The following is a 21,239-nucleotide window of genomic DNA, read 5'->3' on the forward strand; positions in this document are numbered from 1 at the left end:
GCTACGGGAGCGGCACGGGGTAGGGCTCGCCGAAGTCGGCCGAGCGGCCGACCTTCTCCCACTCGCCTGCCTCGGCGAGCTGGCGCCGGGAGTAGTCCAGGGCCATGGTCACGGCGTTCACCCCGAGCAGGAGATGGCTCGGGACGTCGCCGCGCCGCACGGTGCGGACGATGATCTCGGCGGCGCGGCGCGGGTCACCGGCCGCGCCGGCCGTGTGCTGCCGCATCAGCCGGTTCATCGCACCCACGGTCGCGTCGTAGGCCTCGGGCACGTCGTGGACGGTCATGGAGGAGCCGGCCCAGTCGGTGGCGAAGCCGCTCGGCTCGACCACCATGACCCGCACCCCGAACGGCGCGGTCTCCGCCGCCAGCACCCGGCTGAAGCCGTCCACGGCGAACTTGGCCGCCTGGTACGACGCGATGCCCGGCGAGCCGCCGACCCGGCCGCCGATCGAGGAGAACTGCACGACGGTGCCCGCCCCTTGGCGGCGCAGGACCGGGAGGGCGGCCTTGGTGACGTGGTAGACGCCCCAGAAGTTGGTCTCGAACTGGGCGCGGAAGTCGTCGTCCTCCGTCGTCTCGATGGGCGAGACGTTCGCGTAGCCCGCGTTGTTCACGAGGACGTCGACGCGCCCGAAGCGGGCGACGGCCGCCTCGACGGCCGCGCGTGCCGCGTCCGGACTGGTGACGTCCAGGGCGAGGGGCAGGACGCGATCGCCGTACCCGGCGAGTTCCGCGGCGAGCGCCTCGGGGCGGCGGGCGGTGGCCACGACGCTGTCGCCTGCCTCCAGCACGGCGGTGACCAGGGCGCGGCCGAAGCCGCGCGAGGAGCCGGTGATGAACCAGACGCGGGAATCCTGTGTACTCATAGCGTTAGTACAACACCGTTCTCTTATTAACGCAACACGGTTGCCTTAACGCTTCCTATGATGTCCGCATGAGTGAGCCTGCCTTTCAGCGTGCGCGCAGTGCCGAGGCCAAACAGGCACGGGAAGCGGCGATCCTGGACGCCGCCCGGACGCTCGGCCGGGTGCGGGGGGTACGGGACGTCACCCTCACGGACATCGCCGCGGCCGTGGGCATGCACAAGTCCGCGCTGCTGCGCTATTTCGAGACGCGGGAGCAGATCTTCCTCGCGCTGACCGCCGAAGGCTGGCGGGACTGGTCCGCGGAGCTCCGCGCCGACCTGGGGCGGCGGGCCGAGGCCACGCCCGCCGAGGTCGCGGCCGTGTTCGCGGGCACGCTGGCGGCGCGCCCCATGTTCTGCGACCTGCTCGCGCAGGCGCCGCTCAACCTGGAGCGGAACGTGTCGACCGAGTCGGTGCGCTCCTTCAAGCTCGTCACCCTGAAGGAGGTCGAGCTGATCGTCGGCGAACTGGGGCGGCTGCTCGGTCTCGACGAGTTGCAGGGCGTCGACACGATCGCGACGGCGACGAGTCTCGCCGGGGCGCTGTGGCAGATGGCCACGCCCGGCCCCCGCCTGCGGGAGCTGTACGCCGGCGATCCCCGGTTGGCCCACGCGGTGGTGGAGGTGGAGCCGCGGCTGAACCGGGTGCTCGGCGCGTATCTCACGGGGCTCGGGGTGAGATCGGCGGCGGCCACCGGAGGGCGGCGGGCGCCGGCCACCTGAGTCCGGGGGCCGTGGCCACCCGAGACCGGCGGGGGCGCCCGCCGAGACCGGACGGCGGATGCCACCGCGCCCGCACCCGATGCCGTACCTCGGCGGTTACGGGCGCGCGCCGGGCCGCTCCTCCTGCGGTCCCGCCCCCGTCCCCGCCCTCGTCTCCTCCCCCGGAGTGGCCCCCGGCCCCGCCCCCCTCTCCTCGCCCGGCACCACCGGCAGCAGCCGGTCCAGTGCCGCGAGGACGTGCGCGCAGACCGTGTCCGGGTCGGCGCTCGCCAGTGGTTCCTGGCCGACGACGACGCGCATGAGGCCGATGCCGAGCAGCCAGGCCATGGCGAGCTGGGCGCGCAGGGTGCCGTCCTCGGCCCCCGAGAGGGCGGCGAGTGCGGCGGCGTACTCCTCGCCCAGCGCGCGGACCGTCTCCGGGGCTGCGTCGGCGCCGCCGATGGAGCGGAGGTAGACGGCCAGCAGCCGGTCCGCGTCGGCGCCGCCCTGGGGCGCGAGGACGCCGCGCAGCGCCGTTTCGAACAGCAGCTCGGGCGGGGTGCTGCTCACCTGCGCCTTGCCGTCCTGTGCCATCACCTCGGTGAGCAGGGCTTTCTTCGAGCCGAAGTAGCGGAATATGAGCGCCTGGTTCACCCCGGCGCGGGCGGCGATGTCCCGGACGGTGGCGGCCTCGTAACCCCGCTCGGCGAAGACCGCGCCGGCCGCGCGCAGGATGCGCGCGCGGGTCTCCCTGGCGTCACGCGGGCGCTGCGGCGGCTCCCCGTCCGAAGCGCCGCCGGCGCTCCGGTGCCGGTCCTGCGTGTACTCGCCGCCGTCCACCCGCTGCTCCTTCGCCGCCTCGCGCCCGCGCGCTTCCCGACCGGGACCCGCAGAGTAACGGCCGATTAGCGTCGTTGCGCGCCCGGTGCGCGGCTCCTAGCGTTGTAAGCGTGTGCTTACACAAGGGAGACAGCTGTGACGGCAACGGACCAGGCACCCCTCGCCTACCCCTTCAACTCCGGCCAGGACCTCGATCTGTCCGAGGCGTACGACCGCGCCCGTGACACCCCCGGACTGCTGCGCGTACGGATGCCGTACGGGGAGCCGGCCTGGCTCGCCACCCGGTACGCGGACGCCCGGCTGGTCCTCGGCGACCAGCGGTTCAGCCGTGCGCTGAGCCTCGAACACGACGAGCCGCGGGCCTCCGAGGGCCGCCGGGACAGCGGGATCCTCAGCATGGACCCACCCGACCACACCCGGCTGCGCTCGCTGGTGGCGAAGGCGTTCACCGTGCGCCAGGTGGAGAAACTCCGGCCGCAGGTACGCCAGTTGACGGCGTCCCTGCTGGACGCGATGGAGGCGGCGGGGCCGCCCGTCGACCTGGTCGACCACTATGCGCTGCCCATCCCGGTGGCGGTGATCTGCCGGCTGCTCGGAGTGCCCGAGCGCGACCGCCCCCAGTTCCGCGCGTGGAGCGACGCGGCGCTGTCCACCAGCTCGCTGACGGCCGAGGAGTTCGACCGCAACCGCGAGGAACTGCGCGCCTACATGGCCGAGTTGATCGCCGCGCACCGGGCCGAGCCGCAGGACGACCTGATGACGGCGCTGATCGAGGCCCGCGACCACGGCGACCGGCTGTCGGAGCTGGAACTGGTCGACCTGTGCGTGGGCATCCTGGTGGCCGGTCACGAGACCACCGCCACCCAGATCCCCAACTTCGTGCTCACCCTGCTCGATCACCCGCAGGCGCTGGCACAGCTGCGCGCGGAGCCCGAGCTGATCACCGGCGCGATCGAGGAACTGCTGCGGTTCGTGCCGCTGGGCAGCGGAGCCGGTCAGGCCCGGTACGCCAAGGAGGACGTCGAGGTCGGCGGCACCCTGGTACGGGCCGGGGAGCCGGTGCTGGTCGCCATCGGGGCGGCCAACCGGGACGCGCTGCGCTTCACCGAGGCCGGAAGGCTCGACCTCACCCGCGCCGGCAACGGGCACCTCGGCTTCGGCCACGGCGTGCACCACTGCCTCGGTGCGCCGCTCGCCCGGCTCGAACTCCAGGAGGCCATCGGCGCGTTGGTGGCCCGCTTCCCGGCGCTGCACCTCGCCGGCGACATCACCTGGAAGACCGAGATGCTGGTGCGCGGGCCCCGCGTCATGCCGGTGGGCTGGTGAGGCGGCGATGAGCTGGCGACTGAGCGTGGACCGGGGGCAGTGCATGGGGTCCGGGATGTGCGCGGGGACCGCGCCGGACCTGTTCGTCCTCGACGGCGACCATGCGCGTCCGGTGCGCGAGCGGATCCCGGAGGGCGAGGAGCGCGCCCTGGAGGCAGCCGACATCTGCCCGATGCAGGCCATCACCGTGCAGGACGCCGACGGGAAGGAGATCGGGCCCCGCGGATGACGCCGGGACCGGCTGTTACAAGACAGGGACAAACCAGCAGTGAACGCCCGCGCCCGTGGTGTCGTCGTTCCAAGTGACCGCGCCAATCGGCATGTTCCTCTCCTTTGGCGTGAACAGTCGAACTCACCACAGAAAAGGACAGATTCATGATGGTCACGAAGCGGCGTTTCCTGCGCGTTGCCGTCGTCGGCGTCCTCGGCGCGGCCTCGCTCGCCCTCGCGGGCTCGGCGATGGCCGCCACCCCGGCCACCCACACGGCGGCTGCCGCCGCCCCCGCGGCCGCGACCGCCAAGCCCGCCATCACGGCCACGCCGTCGGTGTCCTCGGTACCCGCCTGGACCCTCTTCCGGATCACGGGCAAGACCACCGGCATCAAGGCGGGCAGCACGGTGACTCTCCAGCAGAAGCAGCGCGGCAAGTGGGTCGCCCTGCCCGCGTCCACGCCCGTCAACCGCGGCGGCTCCTACGCGCTCCGCGTCGAGCTGGGCCAGAAGGGCAAGAACGAGCTGCGGATGGTCAGCGGCAGCACGGCGTCCCCGGTCTTCAACGTCACGGTCCGCTGAGCGACCGCTTTTCCGCGCACACCCCCGAGAGACCGGTGCCGGGACGGATCCACCGTCCCGGCACCGGCGCGTCCGGAACTTCTTACGAAGATTTTCATAGGGTTCCTATATAGGCGGGTGATACTTAAAGAGTGTGGATCACTCTCACAGAGATGCGGATGTACACCGGACCGCACAGTCACTGGCGGAGACGGCGTCTGCCGTGATCAGAGTCGTGACGGACCACCGGGACCTCAGCTTCACCGCGGCCTCCACACTGGCGCGGCTGGAACGCGAGGGCCCGGTCCGGCTCACGCTCCTCGCGGCGGCGGAGGGCGTGGCCCAGCCGTCGATGAGCCAGTTGGTGCAACGGCTGGAACGCCAGGACCTGGTCATGCGCGTCGATGACGCGGTGGACGGCCGGGTGACGCTGATCGCCGTCACGGACGCCGGGCGCCGGGTGCTCGCCGCCCGCCGGCGGTCGCGGGACGCACGCCTGGCCGACCTGATGGCCAAGCTGCCGGACGACGACCGGCACGCGCTCGCCGACGCCATGCGCGTCGTCGCCCCGCTCGTGCAGCGCATGCTCGCCGACCCCGCCCGGAGCACTCCGTCCGCCCAGAGCGCCCACCTGCCCGAACGGCCCGAGACCGGGAGCGACCGATGACGACCAGGGAGACCGACCGCATACCCGGCGCCGCCGAGACCGGGCAACACCGCCGGCGCGGCTGGATCGGCGCCGACCACCCCGGCTACAAATGGGTGGCGCTGACCAACACCACGGTGGGCATGCTGATCGCCACGATCAACAGCTCGATCGTGCTGATCTCGCTGCCCGGCATCTTCACCGGCATCCGCCTGGACCCGCTGGAACCCGCCAACGTCAGCTATCTGCTGTGGATGCTGATGGGCTACATGCTCGTCACCGCGGTGCTGGTCGTGGCGCTCGGCCGGCTCGGCGACATGATGGGCCGGGTCCGCATCTACAACGCGGGTTTCCTGATCTTCACGCTGACCTCGGTGATCCTCTCGCTCGACCCGTTCCACGGCGGCAGCGGCGCACTGTGGCTGATCGGCTGGCGCATCGTGCAGGCCGTCGGCGGCTCGATGCTGATGGCCAACTCGGCGGCGATCCTCACCGACGCCTTCCCGGCGCGCCAGCGCGGCATGGCCCTCGGCGTCAACATGGTGGCGGGCATCGCCGGTTCGTTCCTCGGTCTGGTGCTCGGCGGTGTGCTGGTCACCTGGAACTGGCGCTCCATCTTCTGGGTCAACGTGCCCATCGGCCTGATCGGCACGGTGTGGGCGTACAAGTCGCTGCACGAGACCGGCATCCGCAGGCCGGGCCGGATGGACTGGTGGGGCAACATCACCTTCGCCCTCGGCCTGACCGCGCTGCTCGCCGGGATCACCTACGGCATCCAGCCGTACGGCGGCCACACCATGGGCTGGTCCAACCCCTGGGTGCTGGCGGGCCTGATCGGCGGCGCCGTGATGCTCGCGGTGTTCTGCCTGGTGGAGGCCAAGGTCCCCGAACCGATGTTCCCGCTGCGGCTGTTCCGCGACGCGGCCTTCGCCGGCGGCAACGCGGCCACCCTGCTCGGTGCGATCGCCCGCGGCGGCCTGCAGTTCATGCTGATCATCTGGCTCCAGGGCATCTGGCTGCCGCTGCACGGGTACGACTACGCCGACACCCCCCTGTGGGCGGGCATCTACATGCTTCCGCTGACCATCGGCTTCCTGCTCGCCGGGCCGCTGTCGGGAGCGCTGTCGGACAAGTTCGGGGCGCGGCTGTTCGCGGCCTGCGGCTTCCTGGTGATGGCGGTGTCGTTCGCCGGACTGCTCGTCCTGCCGAGCGACTTCTCCTACTGGGTGTTCGCGGCGCTGATCTTCCTCAACGGGCTCGGCGGCGGTCTGTTCGCCGCCCCCAACACGGCGATCATCATGTCCAGCGTGCCGGCCGACGCCCGCGGCGCGGCCTCCGGGATGCGCGCCACCTTCCAGAACGCGGGCATGGTGCTGTCCATGGGCGTGTTCTTCTCGCTCATGGTCGCGGGGCTCGCCGGAACCCTCCCCGACACCCTCACCACCGGTCTGACCGCCCAGGGCGTGCCCGCGGGGGCCGCGCACACGGTGGCCCAACTCCCGCCGGTCGGGGTCCTGTTCGCCGCGTTCCTCGGCTACAACCCGATCCAGCACCTGCTCGGCCCGGACATCCTGAGCCACCTGTCCCCGTCCGCCGCGGCGCATCTCACCGGCCGCGAGTTCTTCCCCCACCTGATCTCCCAGCCGTTCCACGACGGCCTGGTCGTGGTCTTCTCCCTCGCCATCGCGATGTCGCTGGCGGCGGCGGGCGCGTCGCTGATCCGCGGCCGCCGGACGGAGCCGGTGCCGGCGGGCGCGCCCTCCCCCGCGCCGGCCTCGCCCGCGGCAGCCGGGCAGACCCGGAGCGCCGTCGAGAACGTCGAGGACGTCGAGGACGTCGAGGACAAGCGCGCGGCGACGACCACCGCGCCGCCCGCCGCCGGGGTGGTGCGCGGCCGGGTGTACGACAGCGCCGGGCAGCCCATCGCGCGGGCGACCCTCACCCTGGTCGACCGTTCCGGCCGGCAGCGGGCGCTCGGCAGCACCGGTACCGACGGCCGATACGAACTGGCGCCGGGCGAGCCGTCGTCGTACACCCTGGTGGTCTCGGCCGCCGGGCACCATCCACGGGCCGTGCAACTCGACGCCGACGCCGGGCCCGTCGTACCGGACGTCACCCTGGCGGGCCTGGGCAGGGTCCACGGCACGGTGCGCCACGAGCACACCGGGCAGCCGGTCCCGGACGCGCGCATCACCCTGCTGAGCGCCTCGGGCGAGGTGGTCGCCTCCGCCGCGACGGACGCCGACGGCGCGTACACCCTGCGGAACCTGGCTCCGGGGGCGTACACCGTCGTCACCTCGGGCTACGGTCCCGTCCTCGCGGACGTGACGCTGGGCGAGGGCACGTCGTGCGAGGTGGACCTGCACGTGGGGCACCCGGACACCGACTGACGCCGGGGACGGCCGAGGGGCGCGGTTCCAAGGAGCCGCGCCCCTTTCGCGTGCGCGCGCACCATGGCGTGGCGCCGAAGGGGGGACCGCCAAGCGGTGGAGACCGTGTCCCTCGTCCGGGTGTAGCGGGTGTGATGTCCGTGGCGCGTGCGGGGTTGCCTCGTTCGGCATCTGTGTGATGTTCGGCATGCGATGTGATGGAAGGGGGAGAAGCGGGCAGCAGTCCCCTTCGTTCCTCACGCCAACCCTCTGCGGCAGGTGATTCGATGACCACGGCGACGACCCGGACGCTCCGGACGACGCCGCTCGCTCCGACCGGCACGGCGAATGCCCGTGTACCACCCGCCGCCAATCCCTCCCTGCCGTCCCTGACGGGGCTGCGGTGGATGGCGGCGCTGCTGGTGTTCGGGCTGCACGTCAACAACTTCGGCTACTTCGGCGGCACCGGCGGCCAGTTGGTCGGCTGGGGGTTCGGCGCCGGTGCCACCGGGGTGTCGTTCTTCTTCATCCTGTCGGGATTCGTCCTGACGTGGTCGGCCCGGCCGGGCGACAGACCACTCGCCTTCTGGCGCCGGCGCATCGCCCGGATCTACCCGGTGCACCTGGTCACCCTCGCCGTGGCCCTGCTGATGGCCCTCACCCTGGCGCACCAGGGCGATCCCGCGCCCGAGCCGGCGCTCGCCAACGTCCTGCTCCTGCACTCCTGGTGGCACCCCTGGTGGCAGACGCTCAACCCGGTCAGCTGGTCGCTGGCCTGCGAGGCGTTCTTCTACGCCGCCTTCCCGCTGCTGATCCCGCTGCTGCGCCGCCTCGGGGCGCGCGCGCTGGCCGCGCTGGGCGGCCTGGCGGCGGTCTCGGTGCTGGTGCTGGCCTGGTCGGACGCGCACCACTGGTGGACGTACACGCTCTATTCGTTCCCCGCCGCCCGGATGCCCGAGTTCGTGCTCGGCGCGGTCACCGCGCGGCTGGTGCTGCTCGGCCGGTGGCGCGGTCCGGGGCTGGAGGCGTCGCTCGCGCTGGCGATCATCGGCTACTTCCTGGTGCCCCAGGTCACCCCCGGCTACTCCGCCACGGCGTGCACCCTCACCGGGTTCGCCCTGCTCATCCCGGCGGCGGCGGTCGCCGACCTGGACGGGCTGCCGTCGCTGTGGCGGCACCGGCGGCTGGTGCGGCTCGGGGAACTGTCGTTCGCCTTCTACATGATCCATCTGCTGGTGCTGCGGTCCACCACCAATCTCCTGGGCACCAAGCCCCACTTCGGGATCCTCGCGGGGCTCGCCGTCACCGCGTCCGCGTTCGCCGTCTCGCTGGGGCTGTCCTGGGTGCTGTACGAGGCGGTCGAGTGCCCGGCCCGACGGCTACTGCTGCGCCGCCGGCGGTCCGCCGCGCAGCAGGCGCCGCGGCCGGACCCGGTTCCGGCACGCCGGGAGGCCCCCGCGGGCACGCCGGACTGAGCGGGAGCCGCCGAGCCCCCGGAAGAGTGGCCCTCGGTCGGCGCCAGATGCCGTCCGGGGGCCCTGCTTCGCCCCGTGGAGCCGCCGCCTGCGGGGCACGCGCACCCGGAAGAGTGATATCCGCAACAGTCGGGCACGTCTCGCGCGATGCGGGGTAGACGGCCACCCGGCAGCCGCGCCGGATGGGAGCGGGTGCCGGTGCCGGGAAGGTGGTCACCGGGTCGGCTGATGCCGCGAACTCGCCTTGCGAAAGGGGAAGTTGGCACGTCAGCGCCCTTCTCGGGTTGGTCCGGCCGGGAGGCTGGGGCTAGGGTGCCCCACTGGTGAAGATCAGCTGCCGGCCGGCGGCTCCCGGTTGGGTGAGAGGAGAGTGTGACAGTGCCGGAGGAACAGGACGCGGCCGCATCGGCGCCGCGATTGGTCGGTTCCTTCCTGGAGCGACGCCAGGAGCAGATCGCCCAGCGATGGGCGGACGCGCCCCTGTTCAGGTCGGTGTTCACCGTCTCCCGTGACGAGGCGGTCGAGGCCAGCAAGGCCGTCGTGGACGCCCTGTCCGACGTGGCCGTGAGCGGACGCCTGGAGGACACCGGGGCGCCCGGATACGAGCCGGTGCGCGAGCAGCTGGGCCGGATGACCCAGCACCGGGCCCGCGCCGGTGCGACACCGTCCGGCATCGCCGGCGAGGTGGCCGCGCTGCGCGCCCCCGCCGTCGACCTGCTGCGCGAGGAGTTCGCCGACCCGACCGCCCCGCAGGCCCAGGAATGCGTGCTGACGCTGACCCTGCTGCTGGGCACCCTGCGTCTGGTCGTACTGGAGACCGCCCTGGACTCGGGCGCCGAGCTGATCGAGCGGCAGCGCCAGCAGCTGCTCGAAGTGGCCACCCCCGTCATCAAACTGTGGGAGCACACCGTCGCCGTCCCGCTGATCGGGACCCTGGACAGCGCGCGCAGCCAGATCGTGATGGAGTCGCTGCTGGAAGCCATCGTCGACCAGCGCGCCCGGTACGCCATCCTGGACATCACCGGCGTGCCCACGGTGGACTCGCTGGTCGCGCAGCACCTGATGAAGACGGTGGCCGCCGCGCGACTGATGGGGGCCGAGTGCATCGTCTCCGGTATCCGCCCGGCGATCGCGCAGACGATCGTGCAGCTCGGCATCGACCTGGGTTCGGTGCTCACCCGCGCCTCGCTCGCCGACGCGCTGGCCTACGCGCTGAGCCGGCAGGGCATCGAGGTCTCCCGTGCGCAGACAGGTACGAACTCCCGGTGAACGAGCCCGCCCCGATCCATCCGGCCCCCGTGCCGGTGCTCACCCTCGGCGACATACTGCTCGTCTCGCTCCAGGGCGAACTGCACGACGGTCTCGCCGAGCAGTTGCAGCAGGACCTCAGCCACCGCGTCGCCACCACCGGGGTCTGCGGAGTGATCATCGACATCTCCGGAGTGGACATCGTCGACTCCTTCCTCGGCCGGGTGCTCGCGGAGATCGCGTCCACCGCCCGGCTGCTCGCCGCCCGCACCGTCCTCGCCGGAATGCGGCCGGCCGTCGCGATCACCATGGTCGAGCTGGGCCTCGCGCTGCCCGGTCTGACCACCGCGCTGGACGTCGACCGGGCCATGGAAGTGCTCTCCCAGAGGGGGAGATGATGCAGCCGTCCGGCCAGGCGTCCGCGACCATCGTGCCCATCGGTTCGGACGCGGATCTGGCCTGGGTGCGGCAGCAGGTGCGGCAGTGCGCGGCGGCCCTCGGATTCGGTCTGGTGCAGCAGACGAAGCTGGTCACGGCGGCGAGCGAGCTGGCCCGCAACACCCTGGTGCACGGCGGCGGCGGGCACGCGGAGATCACCCCGCTGGAGAACGGCCGCGCCCGCGGCCTGAGCATGCGCTTCATCGACAGCGGCCCCGGCATCCGCGATCTGGAGCTGGCCATGACCGACGGCTACACTTCCGGCGGCGGTCTGGGGCTCGGCCTCAGCGGTGCCAAGCGGCTGGTGCAGGAGTTCAGCGTGGACACCGAGCCGGGCCGGGGCACCACCGTCACGGCCGTCGCCTGGGTGACCCAGGTGCCCGCCTCGCGAGCGGGGCTGGGATGAGCCGGGTGTGGGAGGTTCCGGTGCACGACCCCACGCGCGTCCGGGACGCCCGTTCGGCGGTCCGTGAGGCGTGCGCGGAGGCCGGGCTCGACCCGGAGCGTACGGCGGCCGGGGAGCTGGTGGCGACCGAGCTGGCCACCAATCTGCTCCGGCACGCGGGGGGCGGCACCCTGCTGGTCAACCTGGTGACACCGCCGTCGGGCACGGGCACCTCGGTACGGCTGTTCACGCTGGATCACGGGCCGGGCATCGCCGATGTCACGGCGGCCCTGCGCGACGGCTGCACCACCGCCGGGCCCTCCCTCGGCGCGGGCCTCGGCAGCTGTCTGCGCAACGCCGACGCCTTCCAGCTGTACGGAGCTCCGGGCCGGGGCACCGTGGCGACGGCCCGGATCGACGCGGAGCGCACACGGGACGGCGGGGCCGAACGGGGGCCCTCGGCCGGCGGCGTCGTCATCGCGCTCGACCGAGCCGGGACCTGCGGTGACGCCTGGGAGTGCGTGCGCCACGAGGAGCGGGTGACCCTGCTGCTGGCGGACGGGCTGGGGCACGGGCCCAAGGCGGCGCACGCCTCCGTCGCGGCGGTCACGGAGCTGCGCCGGTCCGCGTCCCTGCCGCCCCAGGAGATCCTGCGGCGGCTGCACGCGGCGCTGCGCCCCACCCGCGGGGCCGCGGTCGCCGTGGCCCAGGTGGACACGGCGAAGGGGGAGATCGGCTTCGTCGGGGTCGGCAACATAGGAGGCCGGCTGCGTACCCCGGACGGGTGGACGTCGCTGGTGTCGCATCCGGGTATCGTCGGGGCGTACTTCCCGGCGCACGTCCCCTTGCGCCGGGCGCCGTGGGACCGGGACAGTCTGCTCGTGCTGCACAGTGACGGGCTGCCCAGCCGCTGGACCCCGCCCGACGACCCGCGGCTGCTCGCCCACGATCCGTCGGTGCTGGCCGCGACCGTCCTGCGGGACGCCGGCAGCCCCGCCCGCCCCCCGCGCGACGACACCAGCGTCGCCGTACTGGCCCCGGACCGGCACCCATGACCACGACCACCGATACCTGGACCCTGAGCGGCCCCGTCGACGCGGCCCGCGCCCGTGCGCTGCTGGCCCGGCTCACTGCGGACGCGGGGGTGCCGGCCCGCGACCGCGCCCGCTTCCTGGCCGCGCTGACCGACCGGCTGCGGCCGTGCCGGGAGGGGCGGCGGCTGCGGCTGATCGTGACCGCCGGTGAGGACCTCCGCGTCGCCGTGGACGGGCCCGACCCCTGGCAGCACAGGCTGGCCTGCCCCTCTCCCCCGCCCCGGCCGCTGTCCCGGCCCGGCGACCTGACCGAGGCGGACCTCGCCGAGGCGCTGCTGTGCGCGGGCGAGGACACCACCGGCCTCCTCGCGGGGCTGGACGAGGCGGAGGAGCTGGTCCGGTTCCACCGCGAGGAGTTGCACCAGACCAACCAGGGCGTGCTCGCGCTGCACGCCGAGCTGGAGGCGGCCGCGCGGGCACAGCGGGAGCTGCTCGACGCCGAGCGGACGGCCCGCGCCGAGGCGGAGAACGCCCGCCGGCTGCTGACCTTCCTCGCCGACGCCAGCGCCTCGCTCAACGCCTCCCTCGACCACGAGGACATCCTGCGCCGGCTGCCCAAGCTGCTCGTGCCGGAGTACGCCCGGCATGTGGACGTATGGCTGATGGACGACGAGCGGACCCCGCCCGCCGAACGCGCCGCGGCCGCGGTGACGGCCGCCCGCACCGGGCGCCCCCAGCACGCGGCGCCGCACCCCGGTGGCCTGCCGGGGGTGAACGATCTGCCGGCCTCCGCGCTCTCCCCGGACCGGCCGCTGCTGTGCCTGCCGCTCGGCGCGCGCACCGTGCAGGGCGTACTGACCCTGTGGGCGCCCGGCGAACGGTTCGCGCCGGACACCGCGGTGATGCTGCTGGAGCTGGCCCGGCGGGCGGGCATCGCGCTGGACAACGCCCGCCAGTACGAGCAGCACCGGGACGTCGCCGAGGCCCTGCAGCGCGCCCAGCTCACCGAGTTGCCGGACACCGCGGGGCTCGCGCTCGCGGCGCGCTACCTCCCGGCCACGCACGGGCTGAACATCGGCGGCGACTGGTACGACGCGTTCCCCGGACCCGACGGCAGTGTGCTGGCGGTGATCGGGGACGTCACCGGGCACGGGCTGCGGGCCGCGGTGATCATGGGCCAGCTGCGTACCGCGCTGCGCGCCTACGCGGTCGAGGGCAACGGGCCCGCCCGCATCCTCACCCTGTTGCACCGGATGCTGCGCCATCAGCAGCCGGAGCTGTACGCGACCTGTGCCATCGCCCGGTTCACGCCCGGCGAGCCCGGTGTGGTCTGGGCGGCGGCCGGTCATCCGCCGGCGCTGGTGCGCGGCCCCGGCGGCGAGGTGCGGGTGCTGGACGCCAAGCCGGGGATCATGCTCGGGGTACCGGTGTCCTACGAGTACGAGGAGCACCGCGAGGAGTTGCCGGCCGGTGCCACGCTCGCGCTCTACACGGACGGCCTGGTGGAGCGCCGGTCCGCCGGGATCGACGCGGGCATCGAGCGGCTGGGGCGGGCCCTGGGCGCGCTCGGCACGGCGGAGCTCGATCAACTGGACGCGGCGGCCGACCTGCTGCTCAAGCCGATGCTGCGGGATTCCGAACACGACGACGACATCTGCCTGTTGCTCTGCCGTACCGCTCCCTGACGCGCCCGTGCGCCGGTCCCCGGCGGGGGACCGGCGCACGGGTGTGCCGTCACTGGTTGACGCAGGTGTTCCCGGTGGCCGGGTTCAGCAGACCGATGACGTCGATGCTGTCGCCGCAGACGTTGACGGGGACGTGGATCGGGAGCTGGATGACATCCCCGGACACGACGCCCGGACTGCCCACGGCCGTACCGGTCGTCGGGTCGGGGTCGGCCGCGAAGGCGCCGGCGGCTCCGCCCAGCGCGAAGACGCCTGTGAGTACGGCCGTGGTGGCGATGCTGCGGATGCGCATGAATCTGCCTTACTGGTCGAAAGGTTAGGGACAGCACCATCACACCCGGCCCCCGCGGTGTCCGCCTCTCCGGATACGCCGACGGGGTGGCCCCCTTCGGAGGGAACCACCCCGGCTGGGGGCTTTCGTCCGGATCAGGCGGCGGACGGGAAGCGCTCCCAGACCCGGTGCGCGCCCAGCAGCCCGACGAGTTGCTGGAGCACCGAGGTCGCGTCGTCGCCGGCGATCACGCCGGGGGCGTCGAGCGGGAGGCCGGCCGCCTCCAGCGCCGCCTGACCGCCCTTGGCGGCGCCGATGGCCTTGCCGTGCCGGTATGCCTCCGCCAGCAGCAGCCCCACCCGCGGGTCCGGGGTGGAGGGGCTCGAGGGCAGACCGGCCTTGGCGTCGCGGGCGCCGTACGCGTCCTCGCCGACGCCCGGCGTGCCCGCCACCAGCAGGGCGTCGAACTCCACGGAGCGCGCGGTGGCGTAGGTCCGCTGCACGGTCAGGGCGTCGCCGCCGGAGCCGAGCTTGCCGCCCTTGGGTGCGATGACGAGCGGGACCATGCCGCCGTCCAGTACCGCCTGGCGGACGGCCGCCACGCCGTCGAGGTCGCCGTCCTCGCCGGTGATGATGCCGATGACCCGGCCGTCGGTGGGCCAGGTGTGGCCGACCTGGGACAGGGCGGGGCTGGGCTCGACGTCGGCGAGCGGCTCGGTGGGCTCGGGGGCGGGCAGGCCGAGCCCGGCGGCGACACCCGCGCACAGCTCGGGGTCGATGTTCGCGAGGACCTGCAACGCCCGCTCCCGGATGGCCTGTTCGTAGCACTTGGCCAGCTCGAAGGTGTAGGCGCCGATGATGTGCTCGCGCTCCACCGGGCTCATGCTGAGCCAGAACCGGCGCGGCTGGCTGAAGTGGTCGGCGAACGACTCCGGGGCCTCGCGGACCTTGGTCGCCTCCGGCACCCGTACCGGCGCCTCGACGTAGGCGCCCATGTCGGCGCCCGCGATGAACGGGCAGCCGCCGTCGAGGGAGTTGGGGCGGTAGGGGGCCACACCGCGGTGCACGGCGGTCTGGTGGAAGCTGTCGCGCAGCATGTCGTTCACCGGCGCGTGCGGCCGGTTGATCGGGATCTGCGGGAAGTTGGGGCCGCCGAGGCGGGTGATCTGGGTGTCCAGGTAGGAGAAGAGGCGCCCGGCCAGCAGCGGGTCGTCGGTGATGTCGATGCCGGGGACGAGGTGGCCGACGTGGAAGGCGACCTGCTCGGTCTCGGCGAAGAAGTTCGAGGGGTTGCGGTCGAGGGTGAGCAGCCCGATCGGCTGCACCGGGGCCAGTTCCTCGGGGACGATGTTCGTCGGGTCCAGCAGGTCGATGCCCTCGAAGGTCTGGTCGGGGGTGTCGGGGAAGACCTGGATGCCGAACTCCCATTCGGGGTAGGCGCCCGCCTCGATCGCGTCGGCGAGGTCGCGGCGGTGGAAGTCGGGGTCCACGCCGCCGATGATCTGCGCCTCCTCCCACACCAGGGAGTGCACGCCCAGCTTCGGCTTCCAGTGGAACTTCACCAGGGTGGTCTCGCCGGCCGCGTTGACCAGGCGGAAGGTGTGGACGCCGAAGCCCTCCATGGTGCGGTACGAGCGCGGGATGCCCCGGTCGGACATGTTCCACAGGGTGTGGTGGGTGGCCTCCGTGTGCAGGGTGACGAAGTCCCAGAAGGTGTCGTGGGCGCTCTGTGCCTGCGGGATCTCCCGGTCGGGGTGCGGCTTGCCGGCGTGGATGACGTCCGGGAACTTGATCGCGTCCTGGATGAAGAAGACCGGCATGTTGTTGCCGACCAGGTCGAAGACGCCCTCGCTGGTGTAGAACTTCGTGGCGAAGCCACGGGTGTCGCGGACGGTGTCGGCGGAGCCACGGGAGCCGAGGACCGTGGAGAAGCGCACGAACACCGGGGTTTCGACGTCCTCGGCGAGGAAGGCCGCCTTGGTGACATTGGCCGCCGTGCCGTAGCTGCGGAAGACGCCGTGGGCGCCGGCGCCGCGGGCGTGCACCACACGCTCCGGGATGCGCTCGTGGTCGAAGTGCATCACCTTCTCGCGCAGATGGTGGTCCTGGAGCAGGACCGGGCCGCGCGGTCCCGCCTTCAGGGAGTGGTCCGTGTCGGAAAGGCGGGTGCCCTGCGCGTTGGTGAGATAGCTGCCGCTCTGGGCCATCCGGGCCTGGTCGGCGCCGGTGGGCTGGCCGGTCGGCGAGACGGTGTCGGGGCCGGTCTGGTCGGGCTTGGGGGGCAGCGGTTCACGGGCCTCGGTCGGCTCGGCGACCGGCGGCGACTCGATTCCCGGCTTGCCGGGGATGCCCTCCTCGGGAGTCTCGCCCGCGCCCTTCAGGGCGTCCGCCGCTCGCTTCAGGGGGTTCTTCTCGCTCATCAGTTCCAATCCTTCGCTGGTCAGGAGACGGGCCCGGCGCGGCGGGACGCGGTCGGCCGGACAACTCCGGCCGGAAGTTCATATGAGGGGGCGGGCCAGGCGTGGTACCGAGGTCCCCGGGCCGGGGCGTCCGAAACCGGGAATCGGGGGATTTCCGGCCGGGGTGAAGTCGGGCCGTCTCCCGTCGCGTTGCCGGGACAGCTGACCCGCCGGACACGCTGGTCCGGACCCGGAGACCGCTCGGGCAGGGTCAAGTCCCCTTTGCCGAGGGCGGGTTGGTCGGGGGCCGGTTTCTTGACCCGGTGGAGGGCAGCACCCGGCCGCCCGCATACGACACCCTAGGGGCTGGCCCGCAGGCGCGCAGTCCGGGACGGCCGCTCGGGCACACCGGGGACCCGGCACGGGTCGGGGACGGCTCCGAGGGTCAGTCGCGGGCCACGACGCGCAGGGTCTTCAGCGAGGGGTCCGCGGCGTCCGCGATCAGGAAGCCGTGCTCGACCCCGCTGCGCAGGTAGTCCACCACCTCGTCGGTGATGACCTCGCCGGGCGCCACGACCGGTACGCCGGGCGGGTAGGGGCTGATCATCTCGGCGGCGATCCGCCCGGCGGCGCGCTCGGCGGGCACCTGCTCGGCGGGCCCGAAGAAGGCCGTGCGGGGCAGCATCGCCTGTTCCGGTTCGAGGACGGCGGGCTCGGGCAGGTGCACCGCGGGCCGCCGTTCGATCGAGCCGGCGTGGTCGACCAGGGCGCGCAGCGAGTCCACGAGGATCTTCTCGGTCTCGTCGTCGTCGGCGTAGGTGATCGAGGCGTTGATCCGGCAGCTGTCCGAGCCGCCCATGTCCACGTGGCAGTGGGCGCGCAGCCACTCGGTGGCCTGCATGCCGCTGATGCCGAGGTCCCGTACGTCCACGGCGATCTTCATGGGGTCGAATTCGGCGGCCAGTCCCTCGTCGATGACCTCGCCGCCCATCACGTCGAGGCCGGGGATCTCGCGCAGCACGGCGCGGATCCGTTCGGCGCGGTGCAGAGCGGCGTCCAGCAGCTCGCGGCCCCGCTCGGCCATCTGGCGCCGCCAGCCGTCCAGGGCGCCGTACACCAGGGAGGAGGCGCTGGTGGTGCCGAGCAGGTCCTCGCGCTGTTTGAGGACGGCGGGATCGACGCGGTCGCCCTGGAGGTGGAAGACGGAACTCTGCTCGATGGCGCCGCCCATCTTGTGGACGCTGGTGACCACGAGGTCGGCGCCGGCGTCCATGCCCCAGGTGGGCAGGCCGGGGTGGAAGGGCAGATGGGCGCCCCACGCCTCGTCCACGATGAGCGGTACGTCCAGCTCGTGGCAGGCGTCGGCCACACCGCGGATGTCGGCGCAGGTGCCCCAGTCGGTGGGTGTGATCAGCAGCATGCCCTTGGCGTCGGGGTGCTCACGCAGTTTGCGCCGTACGTCGTCGGGCTCCGGCGGGTGGGCCAGATGGCGCTTCGTGTCGAACTTGGGGTGGACCCAGACCGGCTCCACGCCGTTGATGATCACCGCGGCGATGACCGACTTGTGGGCGTTGCGGGACAGCAGCAGCTTCTCCCCCGGCCCGGCGACCGACAGCATCGCGGTCTTGACCGACAGGGAGCTGCCGCAGGTGGAGAAGAAGGCGTGTTCGGCGCCGACGGCGTCCGCCATCAGCTCCTGGGCCTGTTCCAGCACGCCCTGGGACTGGCGGCGGTCGTCGAGGCCGTTCAGGCTGAGCACGTCGGAGCGGAAGACGTCGAGACCGAGGATGTCGGCGACCCGCGGGTCGGTGCCGCGTCCCTGTTTGTGTCCGGGCGGTCCGAACACCACGTCTCCCCGGCGCCGGAACTCCTGGAGGGACTCCAGTACGGGTGCGCGCGAATGGTCCATGCCGTGCCGTCCTTCTGATCGGTGCCGTGCCGCACGGGTTGCACCGGTCGGGCGGGGTCAAACCCATGAGGGCGGGGCACGGCCGGGCCCATGAAGGGCGCGGGCACCCCGTCCACGGCGGGCGCCCCCGGAACCGGAGCCGGGCCGGTTCCGGGGGTGCGGTGGATCACGGGAAGGACGTCACCTTGGACGGGACGGTGCTGGTCCCCGAGGTGGGCGCTCCGGTGTTGTTGACGACGTGGGCGTACTGGCCGTTGCCGCCGAGGGAGATCACCAGCAGGTCGTGCAGCTTGATGCCGGCTCCTGTGGGCACCTGGAAGCCCTGGGCCTGCACGATGGAGGGGTCGGCGGTGTAGTTGCAGTAGCTGCCCAGGCCCCATGCCTCGTGCGTGGTGACCGAGTCGTCGACCTTGTAGGCCGCGTACCCCACGATGCCGTCGTGGGTGATGGCGGCGGCGTTCGGGGCGTCGTAGGCCTTCTCGTTCTGGAAGAAGATGGTCCGGCCGCGTTCTCCGCTCCAGTAGACGTCGTACTTGTTGAAGTGTTCGACGAACAGGCCGGTGGCGAGGACGTCGTCGCCGTTGACCCGCAGGCCGTAGTCGGCGCGGTTGGTGGTCCAGCCGACGCCGCTGCCGTGGTCGGCGCGCCAGATCCAGGTGTGGTCGATGATCGTGTCGTCGCTGTTGACCACCAGCGAGTTGGTGGCGAGGCCGGGGCCCGCGCCGCCGATGCGGAAGAACACGTCCTGCACGGTGGTGGGGTTCGCGGAGTGGTCGGCGTTCGCACCGGGGTCGCCGATGCGCACGAGCGTGTCGGAGTTGGCGGATCCGGCGTCGATCAGCAGCCCGGCCAGCTTGACGCCGTCGACGTCGGAGACGTGCACGGCGTCGACGCCGTTGTCCGGCACCAGGGTGGCGAGCCCGAGGCCGAGGACGACGGTGTTGGCGCGGGTCACGTTGATGGTCTGGTCCAGGTGGTAGATGCCCGGCGTGAACAGGAGGTTGAGGCCCTGGGCGAGGGCCGCGTTGATGGTGGCCGCGGTCGCGCCCGGCTTGACGACGTAGAACTGGTCGAGCGGCAGGGAGGTGCCCGGCGTGTTCGGCCAGGAGACGCCGCGGGCGTTGGTGCGCTTGGCGGGGACGAACACCTTGTAGGTGGAGCCGTCCAGGTACAGGAACGGCTTCTCGCGGGAGACGGGCGTGTTGTCCAGGGTGGTGTACGGGCCGCTGTCGAAGTTGGTGGCGGGCGCGCCCTGGACGCCGGAGAAGGTCATGTTCCACACGCCGTTGGTCCAGCCGCCGACCGAGCTGTCGCGGGTGTACCACTGCTGCTGGGAGTACGGGCCGACCGTGCCGTCGATCTTCGAGTCCGCGATGTAGCCGCCGGAGGCCCAGCCGTAGCCGTTCGGGGCCAGGTTGAGGCCGCCCTCGACGTGGATGCGGCGGAACGGCGCGGCCTGGGCGACGGCCCAGCGGTCGTCCCCGTTCGACGGTTTGATGGCGAGGTTCTCGGCCGAACGCCAGAAGTTCTGGGTGGCGTTGCCGTTGAACCAGCCCGCGTCCACGGTGACATCGCCGTTGATCTGGGTGTCGTCGGGGTTGAGGCCGAGCCCGGAGATCGAGGTGTAGAAGCCGATCTGGGCGTTGATGTTGTTGTAGATGCCGGGCTTGAGCAGGAACTGGTAGCGGCCGGTGCCGAACTGGGCGGATTCCTGCTGGGCGAAGACGTCGTCGAACTTCTGCTGGAGGTTCGGCGTGGAGGGGTCGACGACGATGACGTTCGGGCCGAGGTCGCCGCCGCCCTGCACGGGCGGGGTGCCGGTGGTGCCGGTGTGCACGGCGACCTCCCACAGGGAGTAGCCGTAGCCGGTGCCGCGGGCGGTGCCGTACACGCGCACGTACCGGCCGGTGCCGCTGACGTCGTAGGACGCGGTGCCGCCGGTGGCGCCGGTGACGCTCTTGAGGGTGCTCCAGTTCTGGCCGTCGGTGGAGGCCTGGATCTGGAAGTCCTTGCCGTAGGCGGCCTCCCAGTTCAGGTCCACCTTGCACAGGTCCTGGACGGAGCCGAGGTCGACCTGGACCCACTGCGGGTCGGCTGCCTGGCTGGACCAGCGGGTGCCGGTGTTGCCGTCGAAGGCGGCGGAGGCGGGGGTGCCGGCGTTCTCGGTGGAGGAGGCGGTGGCGGGCCTGCCCTGGGCCGCGTTGGCCGTGCCGCAGCTCGGCTGCGCGGTGTCGGTGCTGCCGTACACCCGGAACTCCCAGAGGGAATAGCCCCACTGGGTGGCGCGGTGGACGCCGAGCATGCGGACGTAACGGCCCTGGCCGGAGACGTCGAGGGTGTCGGTCCCGCCGTCGGAGCCGGTGACCGACTTCAGGTCGGTCCAGTTGACGGCATCCTTCGATATCTGGACCTTGTAGTCCTTCGCGTACGCGGCCTCCCAGTCGAGGGTGACGCGGGTGACGGAGGCGGTGGCACCCAGATCGACCTGGAGCCACTGGCCGTCGGTGGCGGCGGAGGACCAGCGGGTCCCCGTGTCGCCGTCGACGGCGTCGGCCGCGGTGGTGCCGTAGTTCTCTTCGGAGGAGGCGGTGGCGGTCTTCCCCTGGGACAACGGGGTGTCGGCCGCCGCCGCCCGGCCGGGGGCGAGGGGCAGGGTGATCAGCGCGGCCATGGCGGCCAGCGCGACACCCGCGGTGCGGAATCTCATGTGCGGCTCCCTGAGGGCTGAGGAGAGAGCGAACCCGATCGCTCACTACTTAGTTCACGTTTTGATTTAAGTGGCGAGACGTGTGCCGCACAAGCCTTCGGAAGCCGAACGTTTCCGGGCGCCTCGCT

The 21,239-nt window shown here is 72.4% G+C and carries 18 protein-coding genes; 12 read left to right on the plus strand and 6 right to left on the minus strand.

What is annotated here, in order from left to right:
* Window position 1: 1 nt before the first annotated feature.
* A complete protein-coding gene (locus ACZ7EC_RS01440) occupies window positions 2–868 on the minus strand; it encodes an SDR family NAD(P)-dependent oxidoreductase (RefSeq protein WP_471056149.1) in 867 nt (288 codons plus the stop codon).
* A 68-nt stretch (window positions 869–936) separates the two neighbouring features.
* Here ACZ7EC_RS01440 and ACZ7EC_RS01445 point away from each other — a divergent pair, with 68 nt between their 5' ends.
* A complete protein-coding gene (locus tag ACZ7EC_RS01445; protein WP_471056152.1) occupies window positions 937–1,629 on the plus strand; it encodes a TetR/AcrR family transcriptional regulator in 693 nt (230 codons plus the stop codon).
* A 96-nt stretch (window positions 1,630–1,725) separates the two neighbouring features.
* On the opposite strand, the gene ACZ7EC_RS01450 is transcribed toward ACZ7EC_RS01445, so the two are convergent.
* Window positions 1,726–2,448 (minus strand): TetR/AcrR family transcriptional regulator, encoded by a 723-nt coding sequence (locus ACZ7EC_RS01450; RefSeq protein ID WP_471056154.1) that lies wholly within the window; start codon window positions 2,446–2,448, stop codon window positions 1,726–1,728.
* A 135-nt stretch (window positions 2,449–2,583) separates the two neighbouring features.
* Between ACZ7EC_RS01450 and ACZ7EC_RS01455 the strand changes: the two genes are divergently transcribed.
* The 11 genes from ACZ7EC_RS01455 (at window position 2,584) to ACZ7EC_RS01505 (ending at window position 13,825) form a co-directional block, all read left to right on the plus strand.
* Window positions 2,584–3,774 (plus strand): cytochrome P450, encoded by a 1,191-nt coding sequence (locus tag ACZ7EC_RS01455; RefSeq protein WP_471056157.1) that lies wholly within the window; start codon window positions 2,584–2,586, stop codon window positions 3,772–3,774.
* A gap of 7 nt (window positions 3,775–3,781) precedes the next feature.
* Entirely contained in the window at window positions 3,782–4,003 is a 222-nt protein-coding gene (locus ACZ7EC_RS01460) for a ferredoxin (RefSeq protein WP_471056160.1), read from the plus strand.
* Between the two features lie 146 nt (window positions 4,004–4,149).
* Window positions 4,150–4,566 carry a hypothetical protein gene (locus tag ACZ7EC_RS01465; RefSeq protein ID WP_471056162.1) on the plus strand — a complete coding sequence of 139 codons (417 nt, stop codon included), beginning with the start codon at window positions 4,150–4,152 and terminating at the stop codon, window positions 4,564–4,566.
* 202 nt (window positions 4,567–4,768) lie between these two features.
* Window positions 4,769–5,212: a MarR family winged helix-turn-helix transcriptional regulator gene (locus ACZ7EC_RS01470; RefSeq protein ID WP_471056166.1), complete on the plus strand. Its 444-nt coding sequence runs from the start codon at window positions 4,769–4,771 to the stop codon at window positions 5,210–5,212.
* Window positions 5,209–7,581 carry an MFS transporter gene (locus ACZ7EC_RS01475; protein ID WP_471056169.1) on the plus strand — a complete coding sequence of 791 codons (2,373 nt, stop codon included), beginning with the start codon at window positions 5,209–5,211 and terminating at the stop codon, window positions 7,579–7,581. Before ACZ7EC_RS01470 ends, ACZ7EC_RS01475 begins: the two co-directional genes overlap by 4 nt.
* 266 nt (window positions 7,582–7,847) lie before the next feature.
* Window positions 7,848–9,035, plus strand: a complete 1,188-nt coding sequence (locus ACZ7EC_RS01480) for an acyltransferase family protein (protein WP_471056172.1) — start codon at window positions 7,848–7,850, stop codon at window positions 9,033–9,035.
* Window positions 9,036–9,407: 372 nt separating this feature from the next.
* A complete protein-coding gene (locus ACZ7EC_RS01485) occupies window positions 9,408–10,304 on the plus strand; it encodes an STAS domain-containing protein (RefSeq protein ID WP_471056175.1) in 897 nt (298 codons plus the stop codon).
* Window positions 10,301–10,681: an STAS domain-containing protein gene (locus tag ACZ7EC_RS01490; protein WP_471056177.1), complete on the plus strand. Its 381-nt coding sequence runs from the start codon at window positions 10,301–10,303 to the stop codon at window positions 10,679–10,681. Before ACZ7EC_RS01485 ends, ACZ7EC_RS01490 begins: the two co-directional genes overlap by 4 nt.
* Window positions 10,681–11,127 carry an ATP-binding protein gene (locus tag ACZ7EC_RS01495; RefSeq protein WP_471057789.1) on the plus strand — a complete coding sequence of 149 codons (447 nt, stop codon included), beginning with the start codon at window positions 10,681–10,683 and terminating at the stop codon, window positions 11,125–11,127. The genes ACZ7EC_RS01490 and ACZ7EC_RS01495 overlap by 1 nt, the downstream gene beginning before the upstream one ends.
* A complete protein-coding gene (locus tag ACZ7EC_RS01500) occupies window positions 11,124–12,161 on the plus strand; it encodes a SpoIIE family protein phosphatase (RefSeq protein ID WP_471056180.1) in 1,038 nt (345 codons plus the stop codon). The genes ACZ7EC_RS01495 and ACZ7EC_RS01500 overlap by 4 nt, the downstream gene beginning before the upstream one ends.
* Window positions 12,158–13,825 (plus strand): PP2C family protein-serine/threonine phosphatase, encoded by a 1,668-nt coding sequence (locus ACZ7EC_RS01505; RefSeq protein ID WP_471056183.1) that lies wholly within the window; start codon window positions 12,158–12,160, stop codon window positions 13,823–13,825. Before ACZ7EC_RS01500 ends, ACZ7EC_RS01505 begins: the two co-directional genes overlap by 4 nt.
* A gap of 49 nt (window positions 13,826–13,874) precedes the next feature.
* Here the strand turns inward: ACZ7EC_RS01505 and ACZ7EC_RS01510 are convergent, their stop codons facing one another.
* The 4 genes from ACZ7EC_RS01510 to ACZ7EC_RS01525 form a co-directional block, all read right to left on the minus strand.
* Window positions 13,875–14,117 (minus strand): chaplin, encoded by a 243-nt coding sequence (locus ACZ7EC_RS01510; protein WP_471056186.1) that lies wholly within the window; start codon window positions 14,115–14,117, stop codon window positions 13,875–13,877.
* A gap of 134 nt (window positions 14,118–14,251) precedes the next feature.
* Entirely contained in the window at window positions 14,252–16,516 is a 2,265-nt protein-coding gene (locus ACZ7EC_RS01515) for a catalase (RefSeq protein WP_471056188.1), read from the minus strand.
* Between the two features lie 424 nt (window positions 16,517–16,940).
* On the minus strand, window positions 16,941–18,404 hold the full coding sequence (locus ACZ7EC_RS01520) for an aminotransferase class I/II-fold pyridoxal phosphate-dependent enzyme (protein WP_471056192.1): 1,464 nt from the start codon (window positions 18,402–18,404) through the stop codon (window positions 16,941–16,943).
* A 166-nt stretch (window positions 18,405–18,570) separates the two neighbouring features.
* Window positions 18,571–21,111: a discoidin domain-containing protein gene (locus tag ACZ7EC_RS01525; protein ID WP_471056195.1), complete on the minus strand. Its 2,541-nt coding sequence runs from the start codon at window positions 21,109–21,111 to the stop codon at window positions 18,571–18,573.
* Between the last annotated feature and the right edge of the window lie 128 nt (window positions 21,112–21,239).

It is taken from the genome of Streptomyces sp. NPDC037203 (assembly GCF_055605065.1).

Excerpts from the sequence above, each read along its gene's own strand:
- ACZ7EC_RS01440 (WP_471056149.1), bottom strand. The coding sequence starts at position 868 with ATGAGTACACAGGATTCCCGCGTCTGGTTCATCACCGGCTCCTCGCGC.
- ACZ7EC_RS01445 (WP_471056152.1), top strand. The coding sequence starts at position 937 with ATGAGTGAGCCTGCCTTTCAGCGTGCGCGCAGTGCCGAGGCCAAACAG.
- ACZ7EC_RS01460 (WP_471056160.1), top strand. The coding sequence starts at position 3,782 with ATGAGCTGGCGACTGAGCGTGGACCGGGGGCAGTGCATGGGGTCCGGG.
- ACZ7EC_RS01465 (WP_471056162.1), top strand. The coding sequence starts at position 4,150 with ATGATGGTCACGAAGCGGCGTTTCCTGCGCGTTGCCGTCGTCGGCGTC.
- ACZ7EC_RS01475 (WP_471056169.1), top strand. The coding sequence starts at position 5,209 with ATGACGACCAGGGAGACCGACCGCATACCCGGCGCCGCCGAGACCGGG.
- ACZ7EC_RS01480 (WP_471056172.1), top strand. The coding sequence starts at position 7,848 with ATGACCACGGCGACGACCCGGACGCTCCGGACGACGCCGCTCGCTCCG.
- ACZ7EC_RS01495 (WP_471057789.1), top strand. The coding sequence starts at position 10,681 with ATGCAGCCGTCCGGCCAGGCGTCCGCGACCATCGTGCCCATCGGTTCG.
- ACZ7EC_RS01500 (WP_471056180.1), top strand. The coding sequence starts at position 11,124 with ATGAGCCGGGTGTGGGAGGTTCCGGTGCACGACCCCACGCGCGTCCGG.
- ACZ7EC_RS01505 (WP_471056183.1), top strand. The coding sequence starts at position 12,158 with ATGACCACGACCACCGATACCTGGACCCTGAGCGGCCCCGTCGACGCG.
- ACZ7EC_RS01510 (WP_471056186.1), bottom strand. The coding sequence starts at position 14,117 with ATGCGCATCCGCAGCATCGCCACCACGGCCGTACTCACAGGCGTCTTC.
- ACZ7EC_RS01515 (WP_471056188.1), bottom strand. The coding sequence starts at position 16,516 with ATGAGCGAGAAGAACCCCCTGAAGCGAGCGGCGGACGCCCTGAAGGGC.
- ACZ7EC_RS01520 (WP_471056192.1), bottom strand. The coding sequence starts at position 18,404 with ATGGACCATTCGCGCGCACCCGTACTGGAGTCCCTCCAGGAGTTCCGG.
- ACZ7EC_RS01525 (WP_471056195.1), bottom strand. The coding sequence starts at position 21,111 with ATGAGATTCCGCACCGCGGGTGTCGCGCTGGCCGCCATGGCCGCGCTG.